The organism is Mesorhizobium abyssinicae (genome assembly GCF_049887195.1).
Lineage (GTDB): Bacteria > Pseudomonadota > Alphaproteobacteria > Rhizobiales > Rhizobiaceae > Mesorhizobium > Mesorhizobium abyssinicae.
Genome location: NZ_JARAKC010000021.1, coordinates 1 through 26,324, shown reverse-complemented (window position 1 = coordinate 26,324; position 26,324 = coordinate 1). Strand labels below are relative to the sequence as shown.

Annotated in this window: 22 protein-coding genes and 1 pseudogene; 18 read left to right on the top strand and 5 right to left on the bottom strand. The window is 60.4% G+C overall.

Translation table 11 applies throughout. The features are described 5' to 3' along the window. The first annotated feature begins 140 nt into the window (after positions 1-140). From secG to PU724_RS27965, 4 genes are all read left to right on the top strand, one after another. Positions 141-650 (top strand): preprotein translocase subunit SecG, encoded by a 510-nt coding sequence (gene secG / locus PU724_RS27980; RefSeq protein WP_354421830.1) that lies wholly within the window; start codon positions 141-143, stop codon positions 648-650. A 213-nt stretch (positions 651-863) separates the two neighbouring features. Then, positions 864-1,979, top strand: coding sequence for a L,D-transpeptidase (locus PU724_RS27975; protein WP_135858427.1), 1,116 nt, complete (start codon positions 864-866; stop codon positions 1,977-1,979). Between the two features lie 172 nt (positions 1,980-2,151). Next, positions 2,152-3,789: a CTP synthase gene (locus PU724_RS27970; protein ID WP_127392869.1), complete on the top strand. Its 1,638-nt coding sequence runs from the start codon at positions 2,152-2,154 to the stop codon at positions 3,787-3,789. Then, positions 3,789-4,328, top strand: a complete 540-nt coding sequence (locus tag PU724_RS27965) for a DUF1697 domain-containing protein (protein WP_127284336.1) — start codon at positions 3,789-3,791, stop codon at positions 4,326-4,328. The genes PU724_RS27970 and PU724_RS27965 overlap by 1 nt, the downstream gene beginning before the upstream one ends. A gap of 162 nt (positions 4,329-4,490) precedes the next feature. On the opposite strand, the gene PU724_RS27960 is transcribed toward PU724_RS27965, so the two are convergent. Beyond that, positions 4,491-5,948, bottom strand: a complete 1,458-nt coding sequence (locus tag PU724_RS27960) for an NCS1 family nucleobase:cation symporter-1 (protein WP_135909208.1) — start codon at positions 5,946-5,948, stop codon at positions 4,491-4,493. Between the two features lie 351 nt (positions 5,949-6,299). On the opposite strand from PU724_RS27960, the gene PU724_RS27955 reads away from it, so the two are divergent. Both PU724_RS27955 and PU724_RS27950 read left to right on the top strand, forming a co-directional pair. Continuing rightward, the gene (locus tag PU724_RS27955) at positions 6,300-6,602 is read left to right on the top strand and encodes a DUF982 domain-containing protein (RefSeq protein ID WP_127284334.1); all 303 of its coding nucleotides are present in this window, start codon (positions 6,300-6,302) and stop codon (positions 6,600-6,602) included. A 249-nt stretch (positions 6,603-6,851) separates the two neighbouring features. Then, positions 6,852-9,017 carry an adenylate/guanylate cyclase domain-containing protein gene (locus tag PU724_RS27950; RefSeq protein ID WP_354421827.1) on the top strand — a complete coding sequence of 722 codons (2,166 nt, stop codon included), beginning with the start codon at positions 6,852-6,854 and terminating at the stop codon, positions 9,015-9,017. Between the two features lie 48 nt (positions 9,018-9,065). Here PU724_RS27950 and PU724_RS27945 read toward each other — a convergent pair whose 3' ends face one another. Beyond that, positions 9,066-9,566 (bottom strand): YHS domain-containing (seleno)protein, encoded by a 501-nt coding sequence (locus tag PU724_RS27945; RefSeq protein ID WP_127284332.1) that lies wholly within the window; start codon positions 9,564-9,566, stop codon positions 9,066-9,068. 13 nt (positions 9,567-9,579) lie between these two features. Beyond that, positions 9,580-10,176 (bottom strand): ankyrin repeat domain-containing protein, encoded by a 597-nt coding sequence (locus PU724_RS27940; protein WP_127310975.1) that lies wholly within the window; start codon positions 10,174-10,176, stop codon positions 9,580-9,582. Between the two features lie 593 nt (positions 10,177-10,769). On the opposite strand from PU724_RS27940, the pseudogene PU724_RS27935 reads away from it, so the two are divergent. The 12 genes and pseudogenes from PU724_RS27935 to PU724_RS27880 all read left to right on the top strand — a co-directional run bounded on the left by PU724_RS27935 (position 10,770) and on the right by PU724_RS27880 (position 25,324). Continuing rightward, positions 10,770-12,814, top strand: a pseudogene (locus tag PU724_RS27935) (SPFH domain-containing protein). 1,027 nt (positions 12,815-13,841) lie between these two features. Beyond that, positions 13,842-14,657, top strand: coding sequence for a hypothetical protein (locus PU724_RS27930; protein WP_354421825.1), 816 nt, complete (start codon positions 13,842-13,844; stop codon positions 14,655-14,657). A 375-nt stretch (positions 14,658-15,032) separates the two neighbouring features. Further along, a complete protein-coding gene (locus tag PU724_RS27925; RefSeq protein WP_426213700.1) occupies positions 15,033-19,352 on the top strand; it encodes an RHS repeat-associated core domain-containing protein in 4,320 nt (1,439 codons plus the stop codon). 40 nt (positions 19,353-19,392) lie between these two features. Continuing rightward, a complete protein-coding gene (locus PU724_RS27920; RefSeq protein ID WP_292249550.1) occupies positions 19,393-19,599 on the top strand; it encodes a hypothetical protein in 207 nt (68 codons plus the stop codon). Positions 19,600-19,823: 224 nt separating this feature from the next. After that, positions 19,824-21,131, top strand: coding sequence for an RHS repeat domain-containing protein (locus PU724_RS27915; protein WP_354421822.1), 1,308 nt, complete (start codon positions 19,824-19,826; stop codon positions 21,129-21,131). Positions 21,132-21,272: 141 nt separating this feature from the next. Next, positions 21,273-21,536, top strand: a complete 264-nt coding sequence (locus PU724_RS27910; RefSeq protein WP_354421821.1) for a hypothetical protein — start codon at positions 21,273-21,275, stop codon at positions 21,534-21,536. Positions 21,537-21,665: 129 nt separating this feature from the next. Then, a complete protein-coding gene (locus PU724_RS27905; RefSeq protein ID WP_292246699.1) occupies positions 21,666-22,121 on the top strand; it encodes a tetratricopeptide repeat protein in 456 nt (151 codons plus the stop codon). A gap of 75 nt (positions 22,122-22,196) precedes the next feature. Then, positions 22,197-22,820: an RHS repeat-associated core domain-containing protein gene (locus PU724_RS27900; protein WP_354421818.1), complete on the top strand. Its 624-nt coding sequence runs from the start codon at positions 22,197-22,199 to the stop codon at positions 22,818-22,820. Next, positions 22,807-23,049 (top strand): tlde1 domain-containing protein, encoded by a 243-nt coding sequence (locus PU724_RS27895; RefSeq protein WP_292248195.1) that lies wholly within the window; start codon positions 22,807-22,809, stop codon positions 23,047-23,049. Before PU724_RS27900 ends, PU724_RS27895 begins: the two co-directional genes overlap by 14 nt. Before the next feature lie 92 nt (positions 23,050-23,141). Continuing rightward, positions 23,142-23,504: an SEL1-like repeat protein gene (locus PU724_RS27890; RefSeq protein WP_292248197.1), complete on the top strand. Its 363-nt coding sequence runs from the start codon at positions 23,142-23,144 to the stop codon at positions 23,502-23,504. A 48-nt stretch (positions 23,505-23,552) separates the two neighbouring features. Beyond that, positions 23,553-23,843 (top strand): hypothetical protein, encoded by a 291-nt coding sequence (locus PU724_RS27885; protein WP_354421816.1) that lies wholly within the window; start codon positions 23,553-23,555, stop codon positions 23,841-23,843. A 1,139-nt stretch (positions 23,844-24,982) separates the two neighbouring features. Further along, a complete protein-coding gene (locus PU724_RS27880; RefSeq protein ID WP_292248203.1) occupies positions 24,983-25,324 on the top strand; it encodes a phage tail sheath C-terminal domain-containing protein in 342 nt (113 codons plus the stop codon). Positions 25,325-25,652: 328 nt separating this feature from the next. Here the strand turns inward: PU724_RS27880 and PU724_RS27875 are convergent, their stop codons facing one another. Both PU724_RS27875 and PU724_RS27870 read right to left on the bottom strand, forming a co-directional pair. Next, positions 25,653-25,901 carry a conjugal transfer protein TraD gene (locus PU724_RS27875; protein ID WP_292248206.1) on the bottom strand — a complete coding sequence of 83 codons (249 nt, stop codon included), beginning with the start codon at positions 25,899-25,901 and terminating at the stop codon, positions 25,653-25,655. A 1-nt stretch (position 25,902) separates the two neighbouring features. Further along, the gene (locus PU724_RS27870; RefSeq protein WP_292248208.1) at positions 25,903-26,229 is read right to left on the bottom strand and encodes a conjugal transfer protein TraD; all 327 of its coding nucleotides are present in this window, start codon (positions 26,227-26,229) and stop codon (positions 25,903-25,905) included. Positions 26,230-26,324 lie beyond the last annotated feature (95 nt).

The following is a 26,324-nucleotide window of genomic DNA, read 5'->3' as shown; positions in this document are numbered from 1 at the left end:
GCGGCCGAAATCGTTGCAAAGGCCGCATTGCTCCCCATATTCCGGCCACGGGCTTGGAAATGCCATCAAAGCATTGTAAGGAGCCGCCTCCAAATCACCGGTCGTATCCGCGGCCGCGCAAGGCCTTGCCAGGATAAATTATGGAAACCGTACTGATCGTCATTCACCTTATGGTCGTGCTCGCGCTCGTCGGCGTGGTGCTGCTGCAGCGCTCCGAGGGCGGCGGTCTCGGCATCGGTGGCGGTTCCGGTTTCATGACGGCGCGTGGCGCCGCCAATGCATTGACGCGGGCAACGGCGATCCTGGCCGCGGCCTTCTTCGCCACCTCGCTCACTCTGTCGCTCGTCGCGCGCTACGGCGAAAAGCCGATCGACATCCTCGATCGCGTCCCGGCGTCGTCCAGCAACGCCGGCAAGGGCGTGCTCGACCAGCTGCCGGGCAACGCGCCGGCCGGCGCCACCGCACCGGCCGCTCCGTCGACCTCGACGGCGCCGGCGGCACCCGCCAGCGGATCGGCGACGCCGCCCTCGTCGGGCAACGGCGCCGCGACGCCTGCGCCTGCGCCTGCGCCGGCACCCGCGAATCCGGCCACCCCGCCGGCGGCCAATGGCGTCACCTTGCCGGTCACCCCGCAGGTTCCGAACCAGTAGCCGGACAAGCTTATCCGGCCGCGATCTGTTGTCGTTTGAACACAGTCGCGGCAAATGCCGCACATTCACGAAGATTCAACCGGGCGTAGGCCGACGGCCCGCTTGAGGCGGCTCGGCCAGATCGATTATACATTGCGCGCGGCACTTTCGGCGTCCTTGGGGGACGCCGGGCGACGCCGTGGCAACAAAGCATTACACGATCGGATCTTCGCCATGCAGCTTCGCAGCTTCATTTTCATGGGATTCCTTGCCGTGCTCGGCATGGGGTCCGCAGCCTTCGCCGGTACGCCGGCAAACATAGCCGCATCGCCGTCAGTCGAGATTACCAGCGCCATCAATGTCGCCGTCAAAAGCGACGCATCGCAGCTGAAGCTTCTCAAGAAGAAGAAGAACCCGACGCCAGCCGATCTCGCTCAGATCAGCAAGCTCGAGGACAAGATCGCGGCCGACAAGGAAGCCGCCAAGACCAAGGCGCTGGAAGCCCGCAAGCTGGCGATGCGCGACGCAGCCAAGGCCAAGGCGGACGCTGCCCGGCAGGAATGGCTGGCGAAGAAGGGCCAGTCGGCCGAGACGAAAGTGGCCGATGCCAAGACAGGCAAGAAGACGGTCAAGATCATCGAGCCGATCGCCGCTGTCGAACCGATCCAGTCGGCCGAGCCGATGCCGGCCGAGGCGATGAACGTCGCGCTGACCGGCAACAATGGCGAGCTGCGCAGCGAGGCTCCTGGCCAGAAGCCGGCAAGCGGCGGCCTGTTTGCAGGCCTGTTCGGCGGTTCGTCGTCGTCATCGATCAGCTATCTGCCCGAAACGCGCGCACTTGATTCGGCTCTCGCCAAGAAGGACGCCAAGCGGCCGTTCAAGGTGAAGCCGGAGTTCGTGCCGCAGGACGTCGAGTTCAGCGGCTACCCCGCCGGCACCATCGTCATCGACACCAGCGCCCGCCGTCTCTATCTCGTCGAATCGTCGAGCACGGCGCGACGCTATGCGATCGCCGTCGGCCGCGAAGGCTTGCAGTTCAAGGGGACGGTCGCTGTCGGCGACAAGCAGGAATGGCCGCGCTGGATCCCGACGCTCGACATGCAGAAGCGCGAGCCCAAGCACTATGGCCAGTACAAGGACGGCATGCCCGGCGGCGGTGAGAATCCGCTCGGCGCGCGCGCCATCTATCTCTATGACGGCAAGAAGGACACGCATCTGCGCATCCACGGCACCATCGCGCCGCAGTCGATCGGAACCAGCGCCTCCAATGGCTGCTTCCGCATGATCAACGAGCACGTCATGGACCTCTACAGCCGGGTCAAGGTCGGCACCAAGGTTGTTATTATATAACAACCAGGCGTTATTATCTGAGGCCTCCACCCATCATGCCGAAAGGGCCGGCCCAGCCGGCCCTTTTGTTTTGACTGCAACATTTCTTGCCCTTCGGGGCGTCGCGCCTTCTTGGGAAAAAGCCTTCGCGGCGGTTTTTTCTCTGGCGGAATCAATCCGGCCGCGTTAAGCGATGACTCCCATGGCGCGATATGTATTCATCACTGGCGGCGTGGTTTCCTCACTCGGAAAAGGCATTGCTGCGGCAGCTCTTGGGGCTCTCCTGCAGGCGCGCGGCTATCGCGCGCGCATCAAAAAGCTCGATCCCTATCTCAATGTCGATCCCGGCACGATGTCGCCGTACCAGCACGGCGAGGTGTTCGTCACCGACGACGGGGCGGAAACCGACCTCGACCTTGGCCACTATGAGCGCTTCACCGGCCGCTCGGCCAACCAGCAGGACAACATCACCACCGGCCGCATCTACAAGAACATCATCGAGCGCGAGCGGCGCGGCGACTATCTCGGCGCGACCGTGCAGGTCATTCCGCACGTCACCGACGAGATCAAGCATTTCGTCCTCGAGGGCAATGACGACTACGACTTCGTGCTGTGCGAGATCGGCGGCACGGTCGGCGACATCGAGGCGATGCCGTTCCTGGAGGCGATCCGCCAGCTCGGCAACGACCTGCCGCGCAACAACGCGGTCTATGTCCATCTGACCTTGATGCCGTACATCCCGACCGCCGGCGAACTGAAGACCAAGCCAACGCAGCATTCGGTCAAGGAACTGCGCGGCATCGGCATTGCGCCCGACATCCTTCTGGTGCGCGCCGACCGGCCCATTCCAAAAGAAGAGCGCCGCAAGCTGTCGCTGTTCTGCAACGTGCGCGAAAGCGCCGTTATCCAGGCGCTCGACGTGCCGCACATCTATGACGTGCCGATGGCCTATCACAAGGAGGGGCTCGATTCGGAGGTGCTTGCCGCCTTCGGCATCGACCCGGCGCCAAAGCCGCGCATGGAGCCCTGGCAGGCGCTCTCCAACCGCATCCACAATCCGGAAGGCGAGGTGACGATCGCCATTGTCGGCAAATACACCGGCCTCAAAGACGCCTACAAATCGCTGATCGAGGCGCTTTCGCATGGCGGCCTCGCCAACCGCGTCAAGGTCAAGCTCGACTGGATCGAGAGCGAGATCTTCGAAAAGGAAGACCCGACGCCCTGGCTGGAGAAGGTGCATGGCATCCTCGTTCCCGGCGGCTTCGGCGAGCGCGGTTCGGAAGGCAAGATCCTGGCGGCGAAGTTCGCGCGCGAGCGCAAGGTGCCTTATTTCGGCATCTGCTTCGGCATGCAGATGGCCTGCATCGAGGCGGCGCGTTCGCTGGCCGGCGTCGAGCACGCCTCCTCGACCGAGTTCGGCCCGACCGAGGAGCCTGTCGTTGGCCTGATGACCGAATGGCTGAAGGGCAACATGCTGGAGAAGCGCAGGGCGACCGGCGATCTCGGCGGCACGATGCGGCTCGGCGCCTATCAGGCAGAGCTGAGCAAGGGTTCCAAGATTGCCGAGATCTACGGCGACACCCAGATTTCCGAACGCCACCGGCACCGCTACGAGGTCAATATCGACTACAAGCAGCGGCTCGAGGATTGCGGCCTGGTCTTTGCCGGCATGTCGCCCGACGGCGTGTTGCCGGAAACGGTCGAATACCCCGACCATCCCTGGTTCATCGGCGTGCAGTATCACCCTGAATTGAAGAGCCGGCCGCTCGAACCGCATCCGCTGTTCGCGAGCTTCATCTCGGCCGCGGTGGACCAGTCGCGCCTCGTTTGATGCGGACCTACGTCGCGCTGCTCTACAGCATCATCCTGGGCGAGGGGCGACGCCTCGTCATGTCCGACCTCAAGGCGATGGCGGAGAGCATCGGCCTGAAGAATGTCCGGACGCTGGTGGCGACGGGCAACCTGGTCTTCGACGCGCGGGCGGCCAAGATCGCCGATCTCGAACAACGGCTGGAAGCAGCGTTCGAAAAGACCTTCGGCCGCCATGTCGATATCATCGTGCGCCGCGCCGAGGACTGGCTGAAGCTCGCGAGCGGCAATCCGTTCCCGGCCGAGTCCGCCGATGCCGGCGATCAGGTCGCGGTGCGCGTCATGCGCAAGCCTGCGCCGGCGGACGCCGTCGCGGCGCTCGATGCCTATGCCGCCGACGATGAAAAGGTGCTTTCGGTCGGCGGCGACATCTGGCTCGTCTTTTCGCGCGAGCGACCAAGCTCACGGCTGCTGGCGGCGAGCAATCACAAGCGCATGGGCATAGGTACTTCGCGCAACTGGAACACGGTGCGCAGGCTGGCGGAGATGGTTGGGCAGTAGGCAGTAGGCAGTAGACAGTAGGCAGTAGACAGTAGGCAGTAGGCAGTAGGCAGTAGGCAGTAGGCAGTAGGCAGTAGGCAGTAGGCAGTAGGCAGTAGGCAGTAGGCAGTAGGCAGTAGGGGTATTCTCTATTGCCTAAGCCCTACTGCCTACTGCCTTATTTCAAGCCTTCGCCGTCTTTGCCCCTGCGCCAAGCGCCATGGTGCGCAGCACGTAGTAGACGGCGCCCGCGATCGCCACACCGAAGAACCAGCCATAGACGCCCCACCAGGACGGCAGCCAGTTGGTGAAGTTGGGCAGGATCGAGGAGAAGATGGCGCCGATGCCGGCGGCGATGAAGGCGTTGACATGCCAGCCGCTTTGGAAGCGGAACTCACCGTCTTCGCGGTAGAGCGCCTCGACGTCGACCTCGCCCTTCCGGATCAGGTAGTAATCGACCATCATCACGCCGAAGATCGGTCCCATCGTCGCGCCGATGATGCCGACGAAGTGCGCGGCGCTGCCTTCCCAGGGCGCGAAGGGGTAGAGCACCAGCGCGATCACGGCCGCGATGTAGCCGCCCTTCTTGAAGTCGATCTGGCGCGGGAAGACGTTGGAGAAGTCGAAGGCCGGCGAGACGAAATTCGCCACCACATTGATGCCGAGCGTCGCCACCGCGAAGGTGAGGGCGGCAAGGGCTGCCAGGAACCAGCTGTCGAACTTGGCCGAGATCTGGTCGGGATGGAGCAGCACCTCGTGGTAGACATCGTAGGCGGCGATCGTGGTGACGCCGGCGACGAGCGAGAACAGGATCAAATTGACCGGCAGGCCCCAGATGTTGCCCTTGCGCAGCGCCGCATTGTCGGGCGCGTAGCGGGCGAAGTCGCAGAAGTTGAGATAGAGCGCCGAGAAGTAGGTGACCCAGATCGCCGCGACGCCGAAGAGCGCTGTCCAGGAGCCGGGATCGCCGGGGATGCCGGCATCGGCGGTTTTTTCGCGCAGCACATCCATCGGGATGTCGCTGGTGAAGGCGAAGCTGCCTGACTTCACGCAGAGATAGATGGCCAGGAGAAGCATCATCACCCAGACCGCGGGGCCGGCCCAGTCCTGGAAGCGGCGCACCGTTTCCATGCCTTTCTGGATGATCAAGAGCTGCAACGCCCAGATGACGACGAAGCAGATCACTTCCAGGGTGGAGTGGCCGAGAAGGTGCGAGGTCTTGTTGAACTCGTCGAACCATTGCAGGCGCGTCAGCAGCGCCACGATGGCGCCGGAGGCGGCGGCCGTCTGCGCGCCGTACCAGAAGCAAGCGACGATTGCGCGCACCAGCGCCGGAATGTTGGCGCCCCAGATGCCGAAGGAGGCGCGGGCGAGAACGGGGTAGGGCACGCCGGTCTTCACCCCGGCATAACCTACCATGTTCATCAGCGCGTAGATGATCAGCGAGCCGATGCCGATGGCGATGATGAAATTGACGAAGCCGCCGCAGAACAGGAACAGGCTGGCCGCCAGATAGTAGCCCCACAGACTGTGGACGTCGGACGTCCAGACGTTGAAGATCGAGAACGGCCCCCAGTTGCGTACTTTCGCAGGAGCGAGGTCCTCGTTGTAAAGGTCGGGCGATGCGCCTTGTATCGTCATTGCAAGTGTCCCCTTTTGCAAAACGCGCCCTCACGCGTTAATTCGGCGAGGTTAAGCCTGACGCAGGGGAACCGGCAAGCAAACCATTTGCCGGCTTTGACCTTAAAGACATTCAACGAGAATCGCGCTTATCACGCATGCGCACCGCGGCCCATCATCGACATTTCGCTCCTGAGTCGGCAAAGCGGATCTCAGTCCGGGTCACCCGTGGATCGATTGCCTGACGGTCGAAATCCCGGGCATCCGGTCCGGTTGAATTTTTTTTGCCGCGCATCCGCTTTTTTGTGGAACCAAATGGCCCACCGGGTGTTTAATGAGGTTCTGTGCACCGCGATCGCCGGGAGGAAAACGATGGATCGCTTGCATTTCTTTACGCCCGTGCGGATTCTGCCCGGGCAAGGCTACCCCGTAGAAGAAGTAGACAGCGTCGCCGAAGCGATGGTGTTTTTGCGGAAATGGCCAGCAGGTCGGCGCGGACCGGTCTATCAATGCGCCCTGAACTGCTGCTCCGCCGCCATGGCCGGCAACATGTCGGCCGAGGAGGCAAGGAAAGCTTTTACCGGCTTTGCCCGCATCACACGCCTCCTCGACGACGAGATGGCCATGCCGCTCGGCGGCGAGGCGATGGACAACGTCTACGCCTTGCGGCGCTAGCCGCTCTAACTCCAGAACTGTCGAGGTTCGCGCCATAGCGGCGCGGACCGCGGTTCTGCGTCAGCTAGCGAAAGAAGAATCGGCTAGGGCCCGAACCGGCCAGACCAAGTGACTGCCGCCCCGGGCCAAAGCGGATTCACCTTCAGTCCCGTGTAGCCAACTCCACTCGGACCGGGTGCGTTGCGGCGGTTGCCGTTGTAGAGTGCGTCGGGTGACCCATCACGCGCCTCAACGGAGCACAGGCGACGCATGGAGCGGCGGCTAACTGCCATATTTGCGGCCGATGTAGTCGGCTACAGCCGGCTGATGGGCGAGGACGAGGTCGGCACGCTGGAGCGGCTCAAGGCCTGTCGCCGCGAGTTGATAGATCCATCGATCGCCCGTCATCACGGCCGTATGATCAAGCTTATGGGCGACGGTGCGCTGGTCGAATTTGGCAGCGTCGTCGATGCGGTGCAATGCGCGGCCGACATCCAGCGCAAGATGGCCGAGCGTGACAAGGGTATCGCGGACGACCGGCTCATCCGCTTTCGCATCGGTGTCAACCTCGGCGACATCATTGTCGAGGGTGAAGACATCTATGGTGACGGGGTCAACATCGCCGCGCGGCTGGAAGCGCAGGCCGAGCCCGGCGGCGTGTGCATCTCTGGCACGGCCTTCGACCACGCCGTGCACAAATGCGACGTCGGCTTCGCCAGCCTTGGCGAGCAGCGGCTGAAGAACATCGCCGACCCTGTCCGCGTCTATCGGATTCTCCTCGAACCTTCGAAGGCGGGCAAGGTTCTGAGCGGCCCGCGCCGCCCGCTGCGGCCGGCGATCCTAGCGACGGGTGCGGCGCTGCTCGTTGCCGCCGCGGTTGCCGGCACCGTGATTGCCTGGCAGTGGCTGCGGGCGCCGCAACGGCCCTCCGTCGCGGTATTGCCGTTTTCCAATTTGAGCGGCGACCCTGCGCAGGACTATCTCGCCGAGGGCATAACCGAGGACCTGATCACCGACCTCGCTAAACTTTCGGGCCTCGACGTGATCGCCGGCAACTCGGTCGCCGCTTATAAGGGCAAGCCGCCCAATCTCGCCGACGTCAGGCGCGAACTCGGCGTCGACTTCCTCGTCGAGGGCAGCGTCAGGCCGACCGGTGACCTGATCCGGATCAACGCGCAGTTGATCGATACGGCAAACGGCGAGCATGTGTGGGCCGACCGCTTCGACCGGCGCGCGGCCGAAACGTTCGCTGTCCAGGATGAGATGCGCAAGGAAATCGTCGCCGCGCTCGACGTCGAGCCCTCGGCGATGGAAACCAAGAGGATGGAGCGCCCGCCCACCGCCAATCTCGAGGCGTATGACTACTACCTGCGCGGCGAGCACGCTGCCTTCACCGGCCGCCCGCCGGGCATGCGGGACGCACTGAACTTCTATGCAAAGGCGGTCGCGCTGGATCCTTCGTTCGCGGCGGCATTCGCCGCCGATGCGCGCACTGCTGTCTATGTCTGGCGCAATGCCTATGACGATGTGCTGCAGTCCGCCCCGGCGCGAAAGCGCGCCTATGAGAGCGCGGGGCGAGCCCTGCAGCTCAATCCCGATCTGTCGCTGCCCTACGCGATGCTTGCCATCCTGCAGAGCGTGGACCGGCGCTTCGACGAAGCGATCGAGTCGGCCCGGCGGGCCGTGGCGCTCGGACCGGGTGACGTCGAAGCGCAGGTCGCGCTCGGATACGTCTACCTATTCGACGGCAAGTTTCCGGAAGCCGCCGCGGCTGTCGAAACGGCATTGCGGCTCGACCCCGACATGTCGCCGATCAACCGCCAGATCGCCGGCACGGTCTTTCTCTTCAACGGCGATGGCAAACGCGCGGTGGCGGCGCTGGAACGCGCTCGCGACGAAGCGCCTGGGGTCGGCAACATCCTGGTCTCGCTCGGCGCCGCCTATGCTCAGACCGGCCGCATCGCAGACGCGCGGGCGGCGGTGGCCCAGGGCCTGCGACTTCTTCCCAACAACGACTCTATCGCCGCAATCAGGATGGGATGGCATTTTCGCAATCCGCAGGATTTGGAAACCCTGATCGGCACGTTGAAGCAGGCGGGTCTGCCGGAATGGCCCTATGCCTTCAAGGGCGACGAGAGCGATCGGCTTAAGGGTGAGGACATCAGCGCCCTGGTCATCGGTCACACGCTGAAGGGCGTCGCGGAGCCGGGGCCCCGGCCGGCAATCATGCAGATCGGCAATGACGGCCAGGCGGCCTTCCGCTCTACCGCTCAATTCATTACCGAGACGATATCCGTTAAAGAGGATCTGCTTTGCGAGCAAAGCGAAAACGCATTTGGGCGACCGGATTGCGGCCCGATCTATAGGCGCCAAGGCGAGTTCGCGTTCAGCTTCGTGAACTCGCGCGTCGTTTTTCACTTCTCGCCGCTCGACTAAGCGCCGCACACTTTAGGGCGGAGACATCAAAGCGCCCGAGCGGTCGGATCAATTGATCTGGTCGCGCTCCAGCCTTGCCTTGACGGCCGGCCAAGCAGCTTCCGCTTTTGGCAAAACGTCGTCGGCGTGGGCGGCGATATTTTCCATATCAGGCTTGTCGTAGGCTAGGTAGAGCTTGCCGTCGATGATCTTGAACGCCTCGGGATCGACGTTGACCGTCACCGATTCTAGCGAAACCTCGCCCACGCAATAGCCGCCATATTGCGGAGCATATTTGACAGGCTCGCTCATGAACATCTTGCGGTGCTCGTCGCTTGCGAAATTCCACGGTGTGCCGAGCCAGTCATAAGCGATTTTCTCCGAACCTTTGACCGCCTTGCCGTCGGTGAAATAGGCGACCGGATCATAGCCCATGATGGCCACGCCGCCGAAGTAACCGGTGTTCACCGAGCCGTCGGCATGCGCGGGGGCCGCGCCGACAACCGAGAAGGCTAGTGCGCCCGCCAGGATAAGGTTGCTCAGAGATCTGCTTGCGTCTGCCACGTACATCGCGCGTCTCCCATCAATCGTGAATGTCCATGCACCGTTTGTAGTTCTCTTCTGTATCCTTGATGACTTCAGGCTTCTGGCAAGCGGCGCCGTGGCGCTTGTAGAGGCGAACGATCTCCAAGTTGCCCTTCCAGAAGGCGCGGCTGATCGGCGCGTAGCCGTGGACCTCGGGATGGGCGACGTCAGCGCCCTTGGAGATGAGGAACTCGACCACCTCCAGATGGTTTTCCTCGCCCGCCACCATCATCGGCGTGACGCCTGCCTTGTTGGCCGCGTCGTCGAGCACGGCGCCACGGTTGAGCAGGAGTTTGGCAACAGGCAGGCTGCCGGAATAGGCTGCGGCATGAAGGGGCGTGAAGCCACCGGAATTGCGCGCCATAACGTCGGCGCCCTTGGCGATCAGCAGTTCGGCGATCGCCGGCTGATCGGCAAGCGCGGCATTGATGAGGGGCGTTGCCTGGTCGCGCGCGCGACCGTCAACGGCGGCGCCGCCGGCCAAAGCCTCCTTGGCGGCGCTGGGATCTCCTGCGGCAACGGCATCGAACAACGGGTCTGCCGCAGCCGTCACAACCGCGAAAGCCAGACCGACCATTGCAAACAAGCCGCGCATCGAATGTCCTTTAGAGGCGCCTAAAATATCATGCGGCCCTTCACCTGGGTAGCCCTTCGAGGGACGGGCGGACCGCTAACTGAGACGGAAGACAAGGGCGCTCCCACGGTTGCGACTTCCAATTTCACTCGCCGCTGGAAGCTAGCCGAAGACATGTTCCCGTTCCGCGCTCGCTCCTCCCTTGCAGCCGGCCCAGCCAGTCGGATCCGGGGGCCGGCGGCTAACCCGTAAGAACGCCATTTCGCGCTTTTGGTAACTGTAAAAGCAACCATCACGCTTCGAAATAGCGAAAGCGTTGGAAATAACTTATACGATTCCCGCGCGGAGTATCTTTAAACCTGTAGGTGCGATACCTACGTCATTTATTGTTATGTCTATCAAGGCAACACCGATGTAACATCGCTCACGGCCACGCCTCCCTTACTTGGGGACTCGGGATGCGCGGTCATTTTCCCATACAATGAGCAGCCCAAACGTTCGACAAGCCCTTGGTGCGTCGAGCGTGCCGGTGCGCGATCTCCCCGCTTCATCAATAAACACCAACCGGGTGGCCCTCGGGTGAACGAACCCGCGCGCCCCATAGGAGAGAAGAGATGGAAGCCCTACAATATCTCGAGCCGATGACATGGACGGCAATCGAGATAGCCGTGCCGGTCGTCGTGCTGGCAATCCTGTTCTGGCGGAGCGGCGTGGTCCGCTACATCCCAAACGACAGGCTCGGCATCTTGGAAAAACTATGGAGTTTTCGCGGTTCCGTCAGCAATGGCTTCATCGCGCTCAACCGTGAGGCAGGTTACCAGCCGGAAGTCGTGCGCGGTGGCCTCCATTTCTTCATGCCGTTCCAATATTCGATTCATCGCGCCAATCTTGTCACCATCCGCAGGGTCAGATCGGCTATGTCTTTGCCCGTGATGGCAAGCCGCTGCCTCCGACGCAGACACTTGCTTCCAACACCGACGCCGACGATTTCCAGGATGTGCGCGGCTTTCTCGAAAAAGGCGGGCAGAAAGGACCGCAACGCAAGATCTTGCGTGAAGGCACCTATGCCATCAATCTCGCGCAATTCATCGTGCTGACCGCCCAGTCGATCCATGCCGTCAATCTGAGCCCGTCGGAACAAAATCTTTTTGCCAATATGTCCAGCGTGATCTCGGAGCGGGGCGGCTTTGAGCCGGTCGTCATCCACAATGCCGAGGACATGATCGGAATCGTCACCATCCATGATGGTCCGGCCCTGCCGGACGGCGAGATCATCGCACCGACCGTCGCCAACGATCCGAACGACCCGAACTTTCACAACAATTTTCAGGACCCGGAGAAGTTTCTCAATGCCGGTGGCTACCGTGGCCGGCAGTTGCAGGTGCTGGCCGACGGCAGCTACTTCCTCAATCGCATTTTCGCGACCGTCGAACTGGTCGAGAAGACAATCATCGACGTTGGCACGGTGGGTGTCGTCGTCTCCTATAACGGCCGCCACGGCGCCGATATATCCGGGCAGGCATACCGTCATGGCGAACTGGTCGAAGTCGGCGCACGCGGTGTCTGGTCGACACCGCTGCTGCCGGGCAAGTATGCGTTCAATACCTATGCCGGCAATATCGTCACCGTGCCGACCACCAACTTCGTGCTCAAATGGACGAAGGAGCAGTTTGGCGAACACAGGCTGGACGAGAACCTGTCTGAAGTCTCGTTGATCACCAAGGATGCGTTCGAGCCTGTGCTGCCGCTCTCCGTCGTCGTGCATATCGACTATATGAAGGCGCCGCTCGTGGTGCAGCGTTTCGGCGACATCAAGCGGCTGGTCGAACAGACGCTCGACCCGATGGTTTCTGCCTATTTCAAGAATATCGCCCAGACAAAGACGCTGATCCAGCTTTTGCAGGAGCGTAGCGATATCCAGCGCAAATCCGGCGAGGAGATGCGCGAAAAATTCAATTCCTACAGCCTCGAGCTGCAGGAAGTGTTGATTGGCACACCCCGTGCCGCCAATGACCAGAACAGCATAGAGCAGATCCTGATCCAGCTGCGCGACCGCCAGATCGCAGTCGAAAAGGTCGAGACTTATAAATTGCAGGAGAGGGCGGCCACTCAGGAACGCACGTTGCGAGAGAAGGAGGCGCTTGCCGAACAGCAAGCCAAGATCACGACGTCGGCACTTACCATCGAGATCAGTGAGAACGAGGGCAAGGCGCAACTCGCCCGCACCCGTCAGGAGGCGGAAACCATTCAGGTCAATGCCAAGGCAGAAGCCGAGAAGGTGCGCCTCGCCGGCCAGGGCGAGGCCGACATGATCAAGGCTGTCGCGCTTGCCGATGCCGAACGCATCAAGGCGACCGGTTTTGCGGAGGCCGAGAAGGTGCGCGCTGTCGGCCTGGCGGAGGCCGAGGCCACCGAGAAGAAGGTCGCGGCTTTCGGCGGACCGGACTATCAGCTCAACTCGCAGGTTCTCATGCGCTTCGCCGAGGCCATCGAAAATGGCAAGCTACCGCTCGTGCCGCAGATCCAGATCGGCGCTACCGGCGGCGAGAAGGGGGGCGCCAATGGCCTTGTCGAGATGATGCTTTCGATGCTCGTCGCCGACCGGGTTGGACGGCAAAACCTACCGGATGAGATCCCGGCTCCGGTTGAGGAGGATTGATTGGGAATGGGCCGGTTGTACCGGCCCATTTCTGCTCTGCCGTTCGCAATCCAGAGTTCCGCGTCGAGATCGGGGCACGCTTGCTCTTCGCGGCCGGGTAGGAAATCGCTGCAAAATCGCTTATGTGAGCGCGACGCCTCGTTGACCGAGGACTCGAGAACCGCCGGATATGAAGAGCAGCGATTACAAGAAGATGCGCCTCGCCATCGCCCCCATGATGGACTGGACAGATACTTAAAGAAAATCAGTTAGTTATGAGATGTCGTGTGCAAAAATCGCACACGAAAGTTCTGCTTCTCTTCTTTTTTCGTTCCCACGACGGAGCTGTCGGCGGCCCTATTTGGGGCGCTCTTTGCCGACGATATCGGCCGTTCCATCGCGGACGTTCGCTATGATATCCGTGCCGCTTGTTGTCCGATGCAGCATCCAATTTGCCTGGCTTCCTGGAAGCTTTTCGAACTTTCTGGCTCGTACCCCAGCTCGAATTGCGCGTGCTTATGGACAACGTCGGACACTAGATTCGGTTTTTGGCAGCTTGGGAGGCATCGACTTCTGGCAATGGTGCCATCCTGATACCGCCAAACCGCTCAGCACCTTCTTTAGCGATCCGACCCTGAGTCGCGTGGACGGGAGTGCCGAGCGGTTGGCGGTATCTGTTGCTCATCTTGATGTCCGCGCAAGGGCGGGCGGATGGAGATAGACCGCTAAGCGACCGCGGTAAGTAATTAAATTAGTCGCTCCTAATTTATTCGGTGATAGTTAATAGAATTTATTGAAACCAAGAAACTTGAAGAAAAAGTCCTCTTGCGCATGGTCTTCTGTAATGTCACTCTTCTTGTAATCCAATTCTAGGTGAACCAATTCGTCAAATCGGCCGTCGCACGATTGGTGATGCCGCTTTGCGCTAAGAATCCGCGCCTCGCTAACCAACCACCTGAAAAGGCAGCCTTCCCAACAGCTTATCGTAGAATCGGTGCAGCCGCATTCATGAAGTTCGCTCTCCATCTGGCACTTGGGGGACAATAGCATGCAAAGGAATGGTGTTTTCGCTTTGGCGGTGTGCGCCATCGTTCTAGTGCTCGGCGCCAGCGGTGCTGCACAGGCGCAATGCACGTTGCCGTATCAGCTTACAAATGGTCAGCCGGCAGACGCCACGCAGGTCATGGCGAACTACAATGCGCTGATAGACTGCATCAACGCGGTAGCGTTGCCCAACGATCTGCGGGAGCTTGGGCCATTTGCACCGCCAACAGCAAGCAGTTTTACCGTCATAGATTCACCGTCGTCGATCACCCCGACCGTGACAGATGTGGCAAAGGTCGGTCTCCTTTATTCAGTGCCACTGACGAGCAATGCAACATCCTTCCCTGGCGCTTACAGGGCCGTGCCGGTCGCGCCCTGGACGCTGACATTTCGGGCAAAATATCCCACGCTGATGGGCAACTATCCCTCATTCGGGGTGTGGATCAAGGATAGCTCGGGGAAGATGCTGGGTGCTATCATGGAGTCCCGCAGCAGTAGTGCTTCGCTTGTCGTAAAGAGATGCAATTCAAATACAAGTTACAGCTCAAATCCATACGTCCAATCTATTAGCGATGCACCGAACTGGTTTCGTGTCAGCTATGATGGCACAAACATCAATTTTTACGTCTCATGGGACAGCCAGAATTGGCTCTTCATATGGACGGAGACCAACACAACTTTCCTCAACGGCACGCTCGCGCTTGTGGGGATCGGCGGCCTGACGGGCACCTCCTCCGGGCGTCCTGGATCGACGCTGGGAGGAGTTGTGACTTACTGGGACATAGACGACGACCCTGCATCCGGGCGGCTTAACCCATAGTGAGAAGACGCCTGACGGGGAGTGGATCTGGTCAGTCGAGTCGGGCTGCAAAATCGGGTCGCAAGTTCAGGACAAGGAGCAGGCTTCGATGACCAGTGCTCGAACTCGACGTGCGAGGATAGTGCTGACCATGCTGGTCATATCTGCGGGCGCCATCGCTTCGGATGCAACGTCCGCTTCCGCCGATTTGTGCATCACGTTCAGCTATGACGGGACAGGGAACCGGACGGCCAGGACGACCGCTCCCTCGACATCAACCTGGGGGGCGGCGAGTTGGGGCTGCCTCCTTTGGACGTCGCAATAACTCTCAGTCTGCGAGTTGCTTGGCGATTGCGGCCCAGTCGGCGTTGGCTGGGTTTTTGTCGGAGACAGGGCATGTCAGGAATTTTGACGTTCTTCCGGTCGCTTCTCCCTCGAGCCGGTGTAGGAAAGTTCTTGGAGGTGCCGCTCCCTGCCAAGTTTCTTGTGGTTTTGGCTGTTGTTGCTGCTGGCCCCGCTTGCGCGGATCCCCATGGGGCTTGGAGTTCTGGCGTCGCCGGCAGCTATCCCACCGCATCGGAGGCATGCCACGCGCAGTGGATTTGGGCTGGGTATGGCAACAATCGAAGCCGTTTTATCGGGGCGCTCCCCTCTGACGTCTGGTGGGTCAATCGCTGCTCGTGGACCCAATTTCAGTATCTTTGTCCAGAGGAAACGCCCGGGCAGCCCGGAAGCTGCGGCACGACTTGGCCGGGGAGTACGACCTTCACCTGCGCTTCAGGATACACGCGGGTGTCTCCCGGTGTTTGCAAGCCGGATGCCGGCTTAACCCCGGAGCGACCGGAATGTTACAATGACGGAGGGAACACCAACGCAAGTACCGGCAAACCGATCATCCTGAGCACCGGCTCCAAGATACTTGCGGCCACGGACTTTGTATCAGAGGACGGCCGCTTCCGCATTGGCCGCAGCTACAGGAGTTTCCCTGGGGGTTATAACACCAGCCTTCGTCGGTCGCCGCTCGGGCTTGCCACTGGTTGGCAGTTCAATTTCGAGATGGAACTGCATCTCGGCACTTTCAGTGGCTCCCCATCCTCACCAACCGGCAACGTGACGCTGCTTGCTCCGGATGGTTCGGCCTATGATTTCCTGCTGAATGCCAGCGGCCAGTTCCTGCCTCGGACAGCCAGTGGCGCAGTGTCTTACGACTACAAGGTCGAGTTCGTTGGAACGCTTCCTTCGACCCTGTCGACGATCTACGACAGCCAGACCGAATGGAGGATTACCGGGCCTGACGATCGCGTCTGGACCCTCAAGACCTTCTCCAATTACAACGTCAGCCCGCCGAAATACTATTTCGGACGCCCGACAGAGATCACCGAGCGCGACGGATACGAATGGACACTCAACTACGCGAGCGACGGCTCGTTGAGCACAATTGTCGACACGTTCGGCCGCACCGCGACCTTTAGCTGGAATCTTTTCTACATCACGTTCCTGACCGGCATTTCGGGCTCTCTGCCATATCCCGAAGCTGTGGATACGATCACCTTCCCCGACGGGACGTCGGTCAAATACGACTACGATCCGCCGCCGGCGGCGACGCCTCCGTCGACGACGGCGATCGAACGGCTTATCGGAGTGACGCTGCGGGATTCCGCTCTCGCGGTGGCAGACTCAACAACCTATCACTATGAAGATCCCGACTTCACCTTCGCCGTGACCGGCATCACCGATCATCGCAATGTGCGTATCGCGACATATCAATATGACGATTTGGGTCGCGCAGTCCTGGAGAAGGGGGCCGACGACCAGGAACAGGTCACCGTTTCCTACGGCACGTCAGCCGGTCTGGTCACGCGCACCGTCACCAATCCGCTCGGTCGCGACAGCGTCTACAAGTTCGAGAAGATCGGATCGAACGCATCCGACATCAGGCTGGTCGGCGTCGACGGCGAGATGACGACCCATTGTCCGTCCACCGCTGCCCAGGTGGCCTACGGCGTCGACGGGTTCATCTCGTCGACGATCGATGACGGAGGACATATCACCAGATATGTTCGGGATGCGCGCGGCCGTCCGACGCAAATCACACTGGCATACGGGCGTCCTGAAACGCAGCAGATATCGATCACCTGGGACACGACATTCAACGTTCCGGCAGTGATTGCCAGGCCCGGTCTCACCGCCACGCGCGTCTATGACGGTGCCGGCCGCCTTGTCTCGCTGACCGAGACCGATACCACCACGCACACCTTGCCGTATCCGACCAACGGCCAGACCCGTGTCTGGACCTATACCTATACGACCGGGGGTCTTGTCGCGACGATCGACGGCCCGCTGCCCGGAACTGGCGATACGGTCTCGTACACCTATGACGCGGCCGGCTATGTGCATACCTACACGGACGAACTTGGGTTCGTGACGACCGTCAATTCCGTGAACGGCCGCGGCCAACCGACCGAGGTAGAAGATGCCAACGGCCTGGTCACGTCTCTCACTTATGATGCAGTGGGTCGTGTGATCTCGACGGTTTCGGACCCAAGCGGTGTCGCAGCCGAGACGACGATCGAATACGACAACGCTGGAAACACAACCAAGGTGACGCGACCGGACGGTTCGTTCCTGCAGATGGCGTATGACGACAACAGCCGCGTCGCCTCCATCACCAACGCCCTCGGCGACAACATCCAGTTCACCTACGACACAATGGGCAACGTCACCTCGCGCAAAGCCTATAACGGCTTTCCGCAGCTGTTCTTCCAGTGGCAGCAGGCGTTCGACGAGCTCGGCCGCGTCATCGAGCTTACCGGCGCCGGACCGGCAAGCTGGGCCTATGGCTATGACAAGGCGAACAACCTTACCTCCGTCACCGATCCGAACGGAAATGCCGCCTCGATGGCGTATGACGGCCTCGACCGGCTGATCACTTTCGTCGACGAACGGGCGAGCATCACGCGCTCCACCTATGGCGACACCGACCAGCCGGCAACCACGACCGATCCCAACAGCGTCGTCACCAGCTACGTGCGCAATGGCTGGGGCGAGGCGATCCAGGAACAGAGCAACGACATCGGCGCGATCGTTTACCAGCGCAACCAGAAGGGCCAGGTGACCGAACGGACCGACGCGCGCGGCGTCGTGGCGGATTTCACCTATGACGACGCGGCCCGCATCACGGCCGTCGCCTATCCCGGCGAAACAGCACTGAACGTCACCTATACCTACGATTCGACGGCGAGCGGCAACAAGGGCGTTGGCCGGCTGACCGGGGTGACCGATGCTGCCGGAACGGTTGGCTATGTCTACGACCTGCTCGGCCGGGTCATCCAGGAACAGCGGGTCATCGGCAGCCAGACCTATACGACCGCCTATGGCTACGACGCTGCTGGCAATGTGGTGACCGAGACCTATCCGTCCGGACGCATCGTCTTCTTCGATCGCGATCCCGACGGCAAGGTCGGCGTCATCCGCACTCTGCCGCAAGGAGGCTCGATGGGCTGGCTGGTCCAGTGGGTCGGGCGCACGCCCTTCGGCCCGCGTTCCGGCGTCGTGTTCGGCAACGGTATGCGCGAATGGCGCCACTACGACGAGGATGGCCGCATCACGGAACTGGAGACGCTGATCGACGCTCCCAGCACCCATCTGATCGACTGGACCTATGCCTATTCGGACAAGCGTAACCTCACCGGCATCACGGATGTCCTGGATGCGGCCAACAACGAGACCTACGCCTATGGCGACAACGGCTTCCTTCAGGCCGCGAATGGTCCTTGGGACACGCTTCCCGCGACGAGCGATGTCTACAGCGTCAGCGCGGGCTCGAACCGGCTTGCCGGCATCGCCAGCAACGGATCGCCGAGCCGTTCCTTCACCTCGGATGCGGCCGGCAACATCGCCACCGACACCGATGCCGCGACCAGCAAGGCCTATAGCTGGAACAGTGCGGGCCAGCTGGGCGAGGTGAAAATCGGCGGCGTGTCCAAGGGGACCTACGCTTACGACTATCTTTCGCGCCTTGCGGTGCGGCAGTTGCCGGCGTCGTCGACGGTGCTGCACTACGTCCATGACCTCGACGGCAATGTGATCGCCGAGTATGACGGCGCCGGCGCGCTGCTGCGCGAATATGTCTGGCTGGAGGACCGGCCGGTCGCGGCCATCGCCGCGGGCACGACGCCGGTCACCTACTGGGTGCATACCGACCACCTCGAGCGGCCGGCGATGATGACCGACGAGACCGACGCGGTGGTGTGGCGGGCGAAATACCTGCCCTATGGCGAGGTCTATTCCATCACCGGACCGGCCAGCCTCGACTACCGCTTGCCCGGCCAGTGGTTCCAGCTCGAATCCGGCCTGAACTACAACTGGCACCGCCACTACGACCCGACCACCGGCCGCTATCTGCAGCCCGACCCGCTCGGCATGCCGGACGGGCCGTCGAGGTGGGCTTATGTACAGAACTCGCCGCTGATGGGGGTGGATCGGGAGGGGTTGAAAACTGATGGGCTATCGCGCACCCTACTTCCGTCGCCTAAACCGTCATTGCTGATGAGCGTGCCCAAGCTGGATGAGCCGGATGGTCCTCTATTTTGCGAAACCAAAGTGGAAAAAGAAGAGCGCTGTTTTCAGCAATGCCAACATCTTATGGGGGTGGGGCATGGCAACGAGTATAGAGGCTGTTTTCGCCGCTGCATGGGCGAGTTTCTGGGTCCATAGGTGATACTCACTTCAAGTCAAAATAGGAGCAGATCTGTAAATGGATAAGAAGTTTGCAAGGGATGCTAGAGATCTGGCGATCTCATCCGTTGAGAAATTGAACGAAATAGCAAAACTATCAAACGATTGGGAAAGCGATGAAATGAAGCGGATGAGAAAGGCGATTGGCCTCGCTATGGGCCGTATCGAAACTGACATTTTGGGAGAGATATATCGAGTGTACAAAGATCTCGATGACCTGGCCTAATCCGCATCCTGGGCCCGGTTGGATAGTTCTGCCCAGAGCCTCGCCGGCCCGCGCCTGAACGACGATGACGCTACACGTAGGTGCGATCGCTCACTCGTCCGAACTTGTCCATTAAATCAGCAGCAAACCCTTCACCAAGGCGTTGCCGTTCCCGCCGATGATGAGATGGTCGTGGATGGCGATCCGAGCGGTTTACGGTGTCGACGGTCTGCTTGGTCACCTCAATGCCCGCGCGCGACGGCGTTGGGTCGCCGATACCTGCCCTATGTCATATCGGGCGACCGTGCCGCTTATGCCGGTGGATCGGGAGGGGTTGGTCGGGTTCCCAGGCGACCGGCTCTTCATCAATCCTTCACCATAGCGGCAAAGGGTCCGGAACCTTCCCGCTTGCCGACGCTCCCAGCACCCATCTGATCGACTGGACCTATACCTATTCGGACAAGCGTAACCTCACCGGCATCACGGATGTCCTGGATGCGGCCAACAACGAGACCTACGCCTATGGCGACAACGGCTTTCTTCAGGCCGCGAATGGTCCGTGGGGCACGCTGCCGGCGACGAGCGATGTCTACAGCGTCAGCGCGGGCTCGAACCGGCTTGCCGGCATCACCAGCAACGGAACGCCGAGCCGCTCCTTCACCTTTGATGCGGCCGGCAACATCGACGCCGACACCGATGCCGCGACCAGCAAGGCCTTTACCTGGAACAGTGCCGGCCAGCTCGGCGAGGTGAAAATCGGCGGCGTGTTGAAGGGCACTTACGCCTACGACTATCTTTCTCGCCTCGCGATACGGCAACTGCCGGCGTCCTCGACGGTGCTGCACTACGTCCATGACCTCGACGGCAATGTGATCGCCGAATATGACGGCACCGGCGCGCTGCTGCGCGAATATGTCTGGCTGGAGGATCGGCCGGTCGCGGCCATCGCCGCGGGCACGACGCCGGTCACCTACTGGGTGCACACCGACCACCTCGAACGGCCGGCGATGATGACCGACGAGACCGACGCGGTGGTGTGGCGGGCGAAATACCTGCCCTATGGCGAGGTCTATTCCATCACCGGGCCGGCCAGCCTCGACTATCGCTTGCCCGGCCAGTGGTTCCAGCTCGAATCCGGCCTGAACTACAACTGGCACCGCCACTACGACCCGACCACCGGCCGCTATCTGCAGCCCGACCCGCTCGGCATGCCGGACGGGCCGAGTCGGTATGCTTACGTACAGAACTCGCCGCTGATGGGGGTAGATCCTAGCGGACAGTACATACCGTTCCCATACATCGGATGGGGCGTTCTCAAAGGTGGTATGAACGATTTGTGGAACTGGCTGTTTCCGCCGTATTGTTCGCCAAATGCGGATGAGCCCTATCTTCCGCCCGCGGGGCCGTTGCTGAACCCAGCCAGGCAGCCCATTCTGAACAACGACGAGGGCGGTGAGCCAGAAGCTGAGCCTGAGCAAACGCCAACGACGAATCCTGAGAACTTCAAACCTGTTAGGGGCACTTCCAGGCAAAGAGGATACAAAAACAGGTGAAATCTGGGAAAAGGACAAACTGCATAAAAATCACTACGAGGTTTACAAGAACAGAAGAGACTACGAGAGAGGACGACCGGATCGGGATGTGTGGCTCGATGGGCGGCCTAAGCGCAAATTCTAAATGGTATGTGTGATGTCATGAATTACAAAGATGTAGTCGATAAGTACAATATGGAAGACGTCCGTATATCGACAAGAATAATTGATGCGGATGACGGAGGATCACCCATTTTCCTCATTGAAGGAACGGAGTCTGCTTTAAAAATGATGTCAGAGATTTTTCTTTCTGCGGCCAATGATGGTCAAAATGGTGGATTTTCTATTTCGCCCAAAGGGGCCGGTCGAGCCCATTTCTCATCATCGTCCACTACAGGTATATACATCAACCGCATCGAAAGCTGACGGAAGCTCCGCAGCCGGAATCTCCCGTATGGCCTTCCAGCGGGCGCGTAAGAAACGCGACTATGGTGGTGAAAAAGGCGACACCTCTCGTGATCTACCTCGAAAGAAGCCGCTAGGATACAAAGGGCCATGGCCTCGAAAGAGCTGATACGTTCCACGCTTTACGATGAGGCGCTTCAACTAGCCGATACCGTGTCGAGTGACCCGCTTGTGGTACTGGAGAAGCTGAATGCAGCATCGGCCGCTGGTGATGACAGGGCGACGTACGCGCTGGCGACATGGTATCTCCATGGAACAAACGTAGAAATGGATGTTGATAGGGCTCTGAACCTGCTTCGTATTGCTGCAGATGCCGGGAATGCAAGCGCCATGTACGATCTTGCCTACAGCTATGAGGCCGGCAATGGTGTGACAAAAGACGAACGGAAAGCTTTTCTGCTATATGTTAAGGCAGCTTTATTTGGCGATGCGCAGTCTATTCAGCAGGTATGCCGCTGTTGTTGGTACGGGGTTGGAACGGAAGTCGACAGAGAATTGGCCGACATTTGGCGGCAGAAGGCACTCGCACTAGGCGCTGAGGACTGAGGCCGGTTTCGAAATCTCGGATACCTCCTCTATCTTTCGCGCCTTGCGGTACGGCAACTGCCGGCGTCCTCGACGGTGCTGCACTACGTCCATGACCTCGACCGCAATGTGATCGCCGAATATGACGGCGCCGGCGCGCTGCTGCGCGAATATGTCTGGCTGGAGGACCGGCCGGTCGCGGCCATCGCCGCGGGCACGACGCCGGTCACCTACTGGGTCCATACCGACCACCTCGAGCGGCCGGCGAGAATATCAGACGCGGTGGTGTGGCGGGCGAAATACCTGCCCTATGGCGAGGTCTATTCCATCACCGGGCCGGCCAGCCTCGACTACCGCTTGCCCGGCCAGTGGTTCCAGCTCGAATCCGGCCTGAACTACAACTGGCACCGCCACTACGACCCGACCACCGGCCGCTACCTGCAGCCCGACCCGCTCGGCATGCCGGACGGGCCGTCGAGATGGGCTTATGTGGGGAATAGTCCGCTGATGTCGGTGGATTGGGAGGGGTTGGCGAGCTGCACTTACTCAATTTCGACACACACACTTTATTGTATTCCGAATGCCGGTGGCGATCCTAAGGCGTTGGGCCCGAAAGGAGTATTTTCGGGGGTTGGTTCTTGCCAAAACGATCCGGGCTGTATCGGCTATAATGATTTGGGGCCAGTAGTGCCCGGTAAATACAAAAATGAACAAGGATGACAGACCGGGGCATGAAGGTTTCTGGCGTCTAGAGCCGAACCCTAAGATTCCTGGCTGGATGTGCCGGCTCGGGCTTAAACGCTGCGGATTCGAATTGCATCCTGGGGGCATTTCGTTGGGTTGCATTACTGCAGACAAGGAGGATCCAGATGCGATGGAGCAGTATCAAGGAATAAATGATCTTTTGAAAAACGAGGACGGCAACAATCACCTGCAGGTGGTTCCATGACAAGGATTTATAGGGTCATTCTGTGCTTCGGGGTGCTAATAGCAATCGGTGTTGGGTTGCTTCTGCTTCGCAATGATCAAATGGACAGGGGCGTGCACGCGCTGAAGCAGGAGGACGGCGCTACCGCGTTGGAGCACCTAAAACCGCTGGCACAACTTGGGGACAAGACCGCTCAGACCTTGGTTGGTTCAATCTACGCATATGGGTGGGGCGGCATTCCGAAGAGTGACGCGGATGCGGTCTACTGGTTCGACAGGATTGGCTCGTGGGGGCCGCTGGCTATCGAGGACGGCGCTGATCCCGCAGCGCCTTATGAGCTTGCCGTTGCAAAAGCCTATGCCAATGGCACAGACGGGGTGAAAGCGGATCCCGCCGAAAGCCTCAAGTGGCTGAAACTAGCTGCTGGTGCCGGCAGCAAGGAAGCCGCCTCAATGCTCGCTCAATCGTCGCATTGACGATGGCCATCCGCGGTGTTCGGCTCGCTCTTGCGAGCCTCTTAATCCTTGACCTTAGCCCTCGGCACGCCGAGCCGCTCCTTCAGCTCGGATGCCGCCGGCAACATCGCCGCCGACACCGATGTCGCGACCAGCAAGGCCTTTACCTGGAACGGTGCCGGCCAGCTGGGCGAGGTGAAAATCGGCGGCGTGTCGAAGGGGACCTACGCCTACGACTATCTTTCGCGCCTGGTGGCGCGGCAGCTGCCGGCGTCCTCGACGGTGCTGCACTACGTCCATGACCTCGACGGCAATGTGATCGCCGAATATGACGGCGCCGGCGCGCTGCTGGGCGAATAAAAGTTGGGGCCGGTATCGCAACGCCGCTCACTGTCTCTCACTGGGCGTCCCTCATCTCGAAGACACTGCGTCTGCGGAGGCGAAAAGTGCGGGGGACATCAAGCGGGAGAGATTCTCTGGAGAGGTACCGGGCTGCAGTGGATGCAGAGCTTGCTGCAATCGGCACTTGAACTCCGGATCCGTTTCTTTCGGTTCGGCTCATCCAGGCCATGTGGGGCATGCCCTAACAAACCAGGCCGAGGGCGACGCCAAGGCCAGACGCCAAGGAATTCCTGCCGAAGTACCAAGCCGCGGTCGATGGGCGGTTGCCGCGATTGGCGCGTAACGGTCGGCACGACCTGTGTGCCAGATCGGTTAACCTCCGCTATGATCCGACTAGCCGCTTGGCCGTGCTAGCAAACGTGAATCCCAGACCCTCTTGTACGCTGTTCTCTTGTTGGACTGAAAGTCTGAAATACCCAAATTCGAGCGTCAGCACGGGTCGATCCATACGCTGCCGCGTAGGCAGTCGTCTCAACCGGCGAGAACATGCCGGCGCGGAATTCGTCGATCGCCCTGCCGACTTGCCGAGGCTCGGAAGCGAGGGAGAAACGGGTCGATTATTCGATCGCCTGCCACCCGAGGTCCAGGCCACAAGTGCGGCTTTAAAAACCTTCAAGATAGAGTCCTTCACACACAAGCATGGTCTCTTCTTGGCATTGTTGCCACGCTCGATGTCATTGCAGGCGCAGATCGCGATATCGACGGTCGTCAGATTTCCTTGGCCGCATACTGCTTCGGTCCTTGATGACCTAAAGAAATAGATGGGAGCTTGCCATTCGAACGCGTCAACGACCCTCCCGTTCACGCGGACGGTAAGCATTATCAAGCGATGGGGACCGACTTCGTCGATCCGAAAATGCAGGGCCCTAACCTGCGTTTGGTGCCGATAGCAGTCGCCGGCTCGTGGTTAGCGGTAACCTTCGAAGCTGCGCGCAATCGTTTGTAGCACGGCTGGTTTTCCGCCGGCTTGTGTATCTAGCGTTTTCTCAACCGGCCTTGAAGGTGCATTCTTGACTTCGTACCAAGTTCACAAGGCACTATGCTAAGCCACGATGCGTAGCGGAATTGATCCATCGCCGAGCAAGAGTTTTATGCCTATGCCACCCGTCGAATTCGTCGACACTGAGCAGTTTCTCACCTTCCTCAAGCGAGCGATTGATGAGGACACGCAATGGGTTGTGTTCGAACCGAACAACGAAGTGCTATGGGAGCGTGTCAAAGATAAAATTCACTCGTTCTTGCGCGCACAATGGCGAGCAAGTCATCTCAAGGGGCTGACCGAAGACGAAGCGTTCACAATCGTTTGCGACCGCTCATCGATGACCCAAGACGATATTCTCAACGGACGCCTTATCTGTGAGATTGGCGTTGCTCCGGTTCGTCCCGCTGAATTTGTTATCTTCCGACTCTTGCAGAACACCGCCGATGCTCAGGTCTGATGCGGACCTCCCGATTATCCGACTGAGGTCGCGTTCAACTGATGGTTAGGTGAGTGGCATCGAACAGCGAAGCTCAAATGCAACAGAGCCGCAGGGCGAGGCGTCTGCCGTCGTTTGCGAGACTCATGCATGTTCCGTAGCTTTCCAAGTTCCATGTTAGGGCGTGGGCGGCAGGAGGGGCGGCAACGGTAGTTGTTCGGCTGAACTAATTTGGTTTCGTAGAGATCGCCGGTGATGGATGAACCAACTCGGCTTGGCGAATCGCGGTGGCGGGCTGTGCTGCGATAGTGGAGGTCTCCGCGCAGCCCGCCACCCGCACCAACCCTCGCTACGTCAACCCGCCCTTTTGCCCCTCATGCCGCTCGGCGTCGAGCGCCTGCTTCCCCTTCGCGGACCATAAGTGCCGCGCATGATCGCCTTCATGGCTTTGCAGCTTGGCGGCGATCCAGAGCATCGCTCCGTAGATGATAGCGCGATCGTCATTGGTCAGTTCGACGATGCCTGCCTTGACGATGAGTCCGCCGAGTTCAATCAGATGACGAGTTCGCTTGCGGCGCTCGACCTGCCAAGTGCGCATGTCATTGCGAGCCAGAGCTGCCTGCCGGCGATTGTGGGCTGCCTTGTTGCGCTGGAGCGCTGCGAGGGTTGCGCTGAGATGCCGGAGCAGTTCGCCGGGACCGGCTCTCGAAAAACATCACCCCACGCTTGGCCCATGCCTCACGCTTTGCGGTGTCTTTCGTTTCAGCGATTGCGACCAGCGCGCCGGCCAGCTCTTCGCTGCTGAGTTGATCGGCGCCGGTGGCGATCACCAGTTCGCCAAGCTGCTGCACCTTTCGCGTCTTGAGCTCGCGCGCCTTTTCTTCCAGGGCGTGAAGTTCGGCGTCGAAGTCACGTGGTTTGCGCATTGCTGTCTCCATCGGTTGTTGATGCGGCGATGATAGGCAAGCGTCCGCCGGAAGGCTTCAGGGTTGCCGAGACAGCCCGGGACGGGCTGGTCCAT

What these genes read in the sequence shown, in the direction of transcription:
- PU724_RS27955 (WP_127284334.1), top strand. Translation starts at nt 6,300, where the DNA reads ATGGATCGCTTGCATTTCTTTACGCCCGTGCGGATTCTGCCCGGGCAA.
- PU724_RS27930 (WP_354421825.1), top strand. Translation starts at nt 13,842, where the DNA reads ATGCAAAGGAATGGTGTTTTCGCTTTGGCGGTGTGCGCCATCGTTCTA.
- PU724_RS27905 (WP_292246699.1), top strand. Translation starts at nt 21,666, where the DNA reads ATGGCCTCGAAAGAGCTGATACGTTCCACGCTTTACGATGAGGCGCTT.
- PU724_RS27950 (WP_354421827.1), top strand. Translation starts at nt 6,852, where the DNA reads ATGGAGCGGCGGCTAACTGCCATATTTGCGGCCGATGTAGTCGGCTAC.
- secG (WP_354421830.1), top strand. Translation starts at nt 141, where the DNA reads ATGGAAACCGTACTGATCGTCATTCACCTTATGGTCGTGCTCGCGCTC.
- PU724_RS27920 (WP_292249550.1), top strand. Translation starts at nt 19,393, where the DNA reads ATGGATAAGAAGTTTGCAAGGGATGCTAGAGATCTGGCGATCTCATCC.
- PU724_RS27925 (WP_426213700.1), top strand. Translation starts at nt 15,033, where the DNA reads ATGTCAGGAATTTTGACGTTCTTCCGGTCGCTTCTCCCTCGAGCCGGT.
- PU724_RS27895 (WP_292248195.1), top strand. Translation starts at nt 22,807, where the DNA reads ATGAACAAGGATGACAGACCGGGGCATGAAGGTTTCTGGCGTCTAGAG.
- PU724_RS27915 (WP_354421822.1), top strand. Translation starts at nt 19,824, where the DNA reads ATGCCCGCGCGCGACGGCGTTGGGTCGCCGATACCTGCCCTATGTCAT.
- PU724_RS27880 (WP_292248203.1), top strand. Translation starts at nt 24,983, where the DNA reads ATGCCACCCGTCGAATTCGTCGACACTGAGCAGTTTCTCACCTTCCTC.
- PU724_RS27970 (WP_127392869.1), top strand. Translation starts at nt 2,152, where the DNA reads ATGACTCCCATGGCGCGATATGTATTCATCACTGGCGGCGTGGTTTCC.
- PU724_RS27975 (WP_135858427.1), top strand. Translation starts at nt 864, where the DNA reads ATGCAGCTTCGCAGCTTCATTTTCATGGGATTCCTTGCCGTGCTCGGC.
- PU724_RS27940 (WP_127310975.1), bottom strand. Translation starts at nt 10,176, where the DNA reads ATGCGCGGCTTGTTTGCAATGGTCGGTCTGGCTTTCGCGGTTGTGACG.
- PU724_RS27910 (WP_354421821.1), top strand. Translation starts at nt 21,273, where the DNA reads ATGAATTACAAAGATGTAGTCGATAAGTACAATATGGAAGACGTCCGT.
- PU724_RS27945 (WP_127284332.1), bottom strand. Translation starts at nt 9,566, where the DNA reads ATGTACGTGGCAGACGCAAGCAGATCTCTGAGCAACCTTATCCTGGCG.
- PU724_RS27960 (WP_135909208.1), bottom strand. Translation starts at nt 5,948, where the DNA reads ATGACGATACAAGGCGCATCGCCCGACCTTTACAACGAGGACCTCGCT.
- PU724_RS27875 (WP_292248206.1), bottom strand. Translation starts at nt 25,901, where the DNA reads ATGCGCACTTGGCAGGTCGAGCGCCGCAAGCGAACTCGTCATCTGATT.
- PU724_RS27870 (WP_292248208.1), bottom strand. Translation starts at nt 26,229, where the DNA reads ATGCGCAAACCACGTGACTTCGACGCCGAACTTCACGCCCTGGAAGAA.
- PU724_RS27965 (WP_127284336.1), top strand. Translation starts at nt 3,789, where the DNA reads ATGCGGACCTACGTCGCGCTGCTCTACAGCATCATCCTGGGCGAGGGG.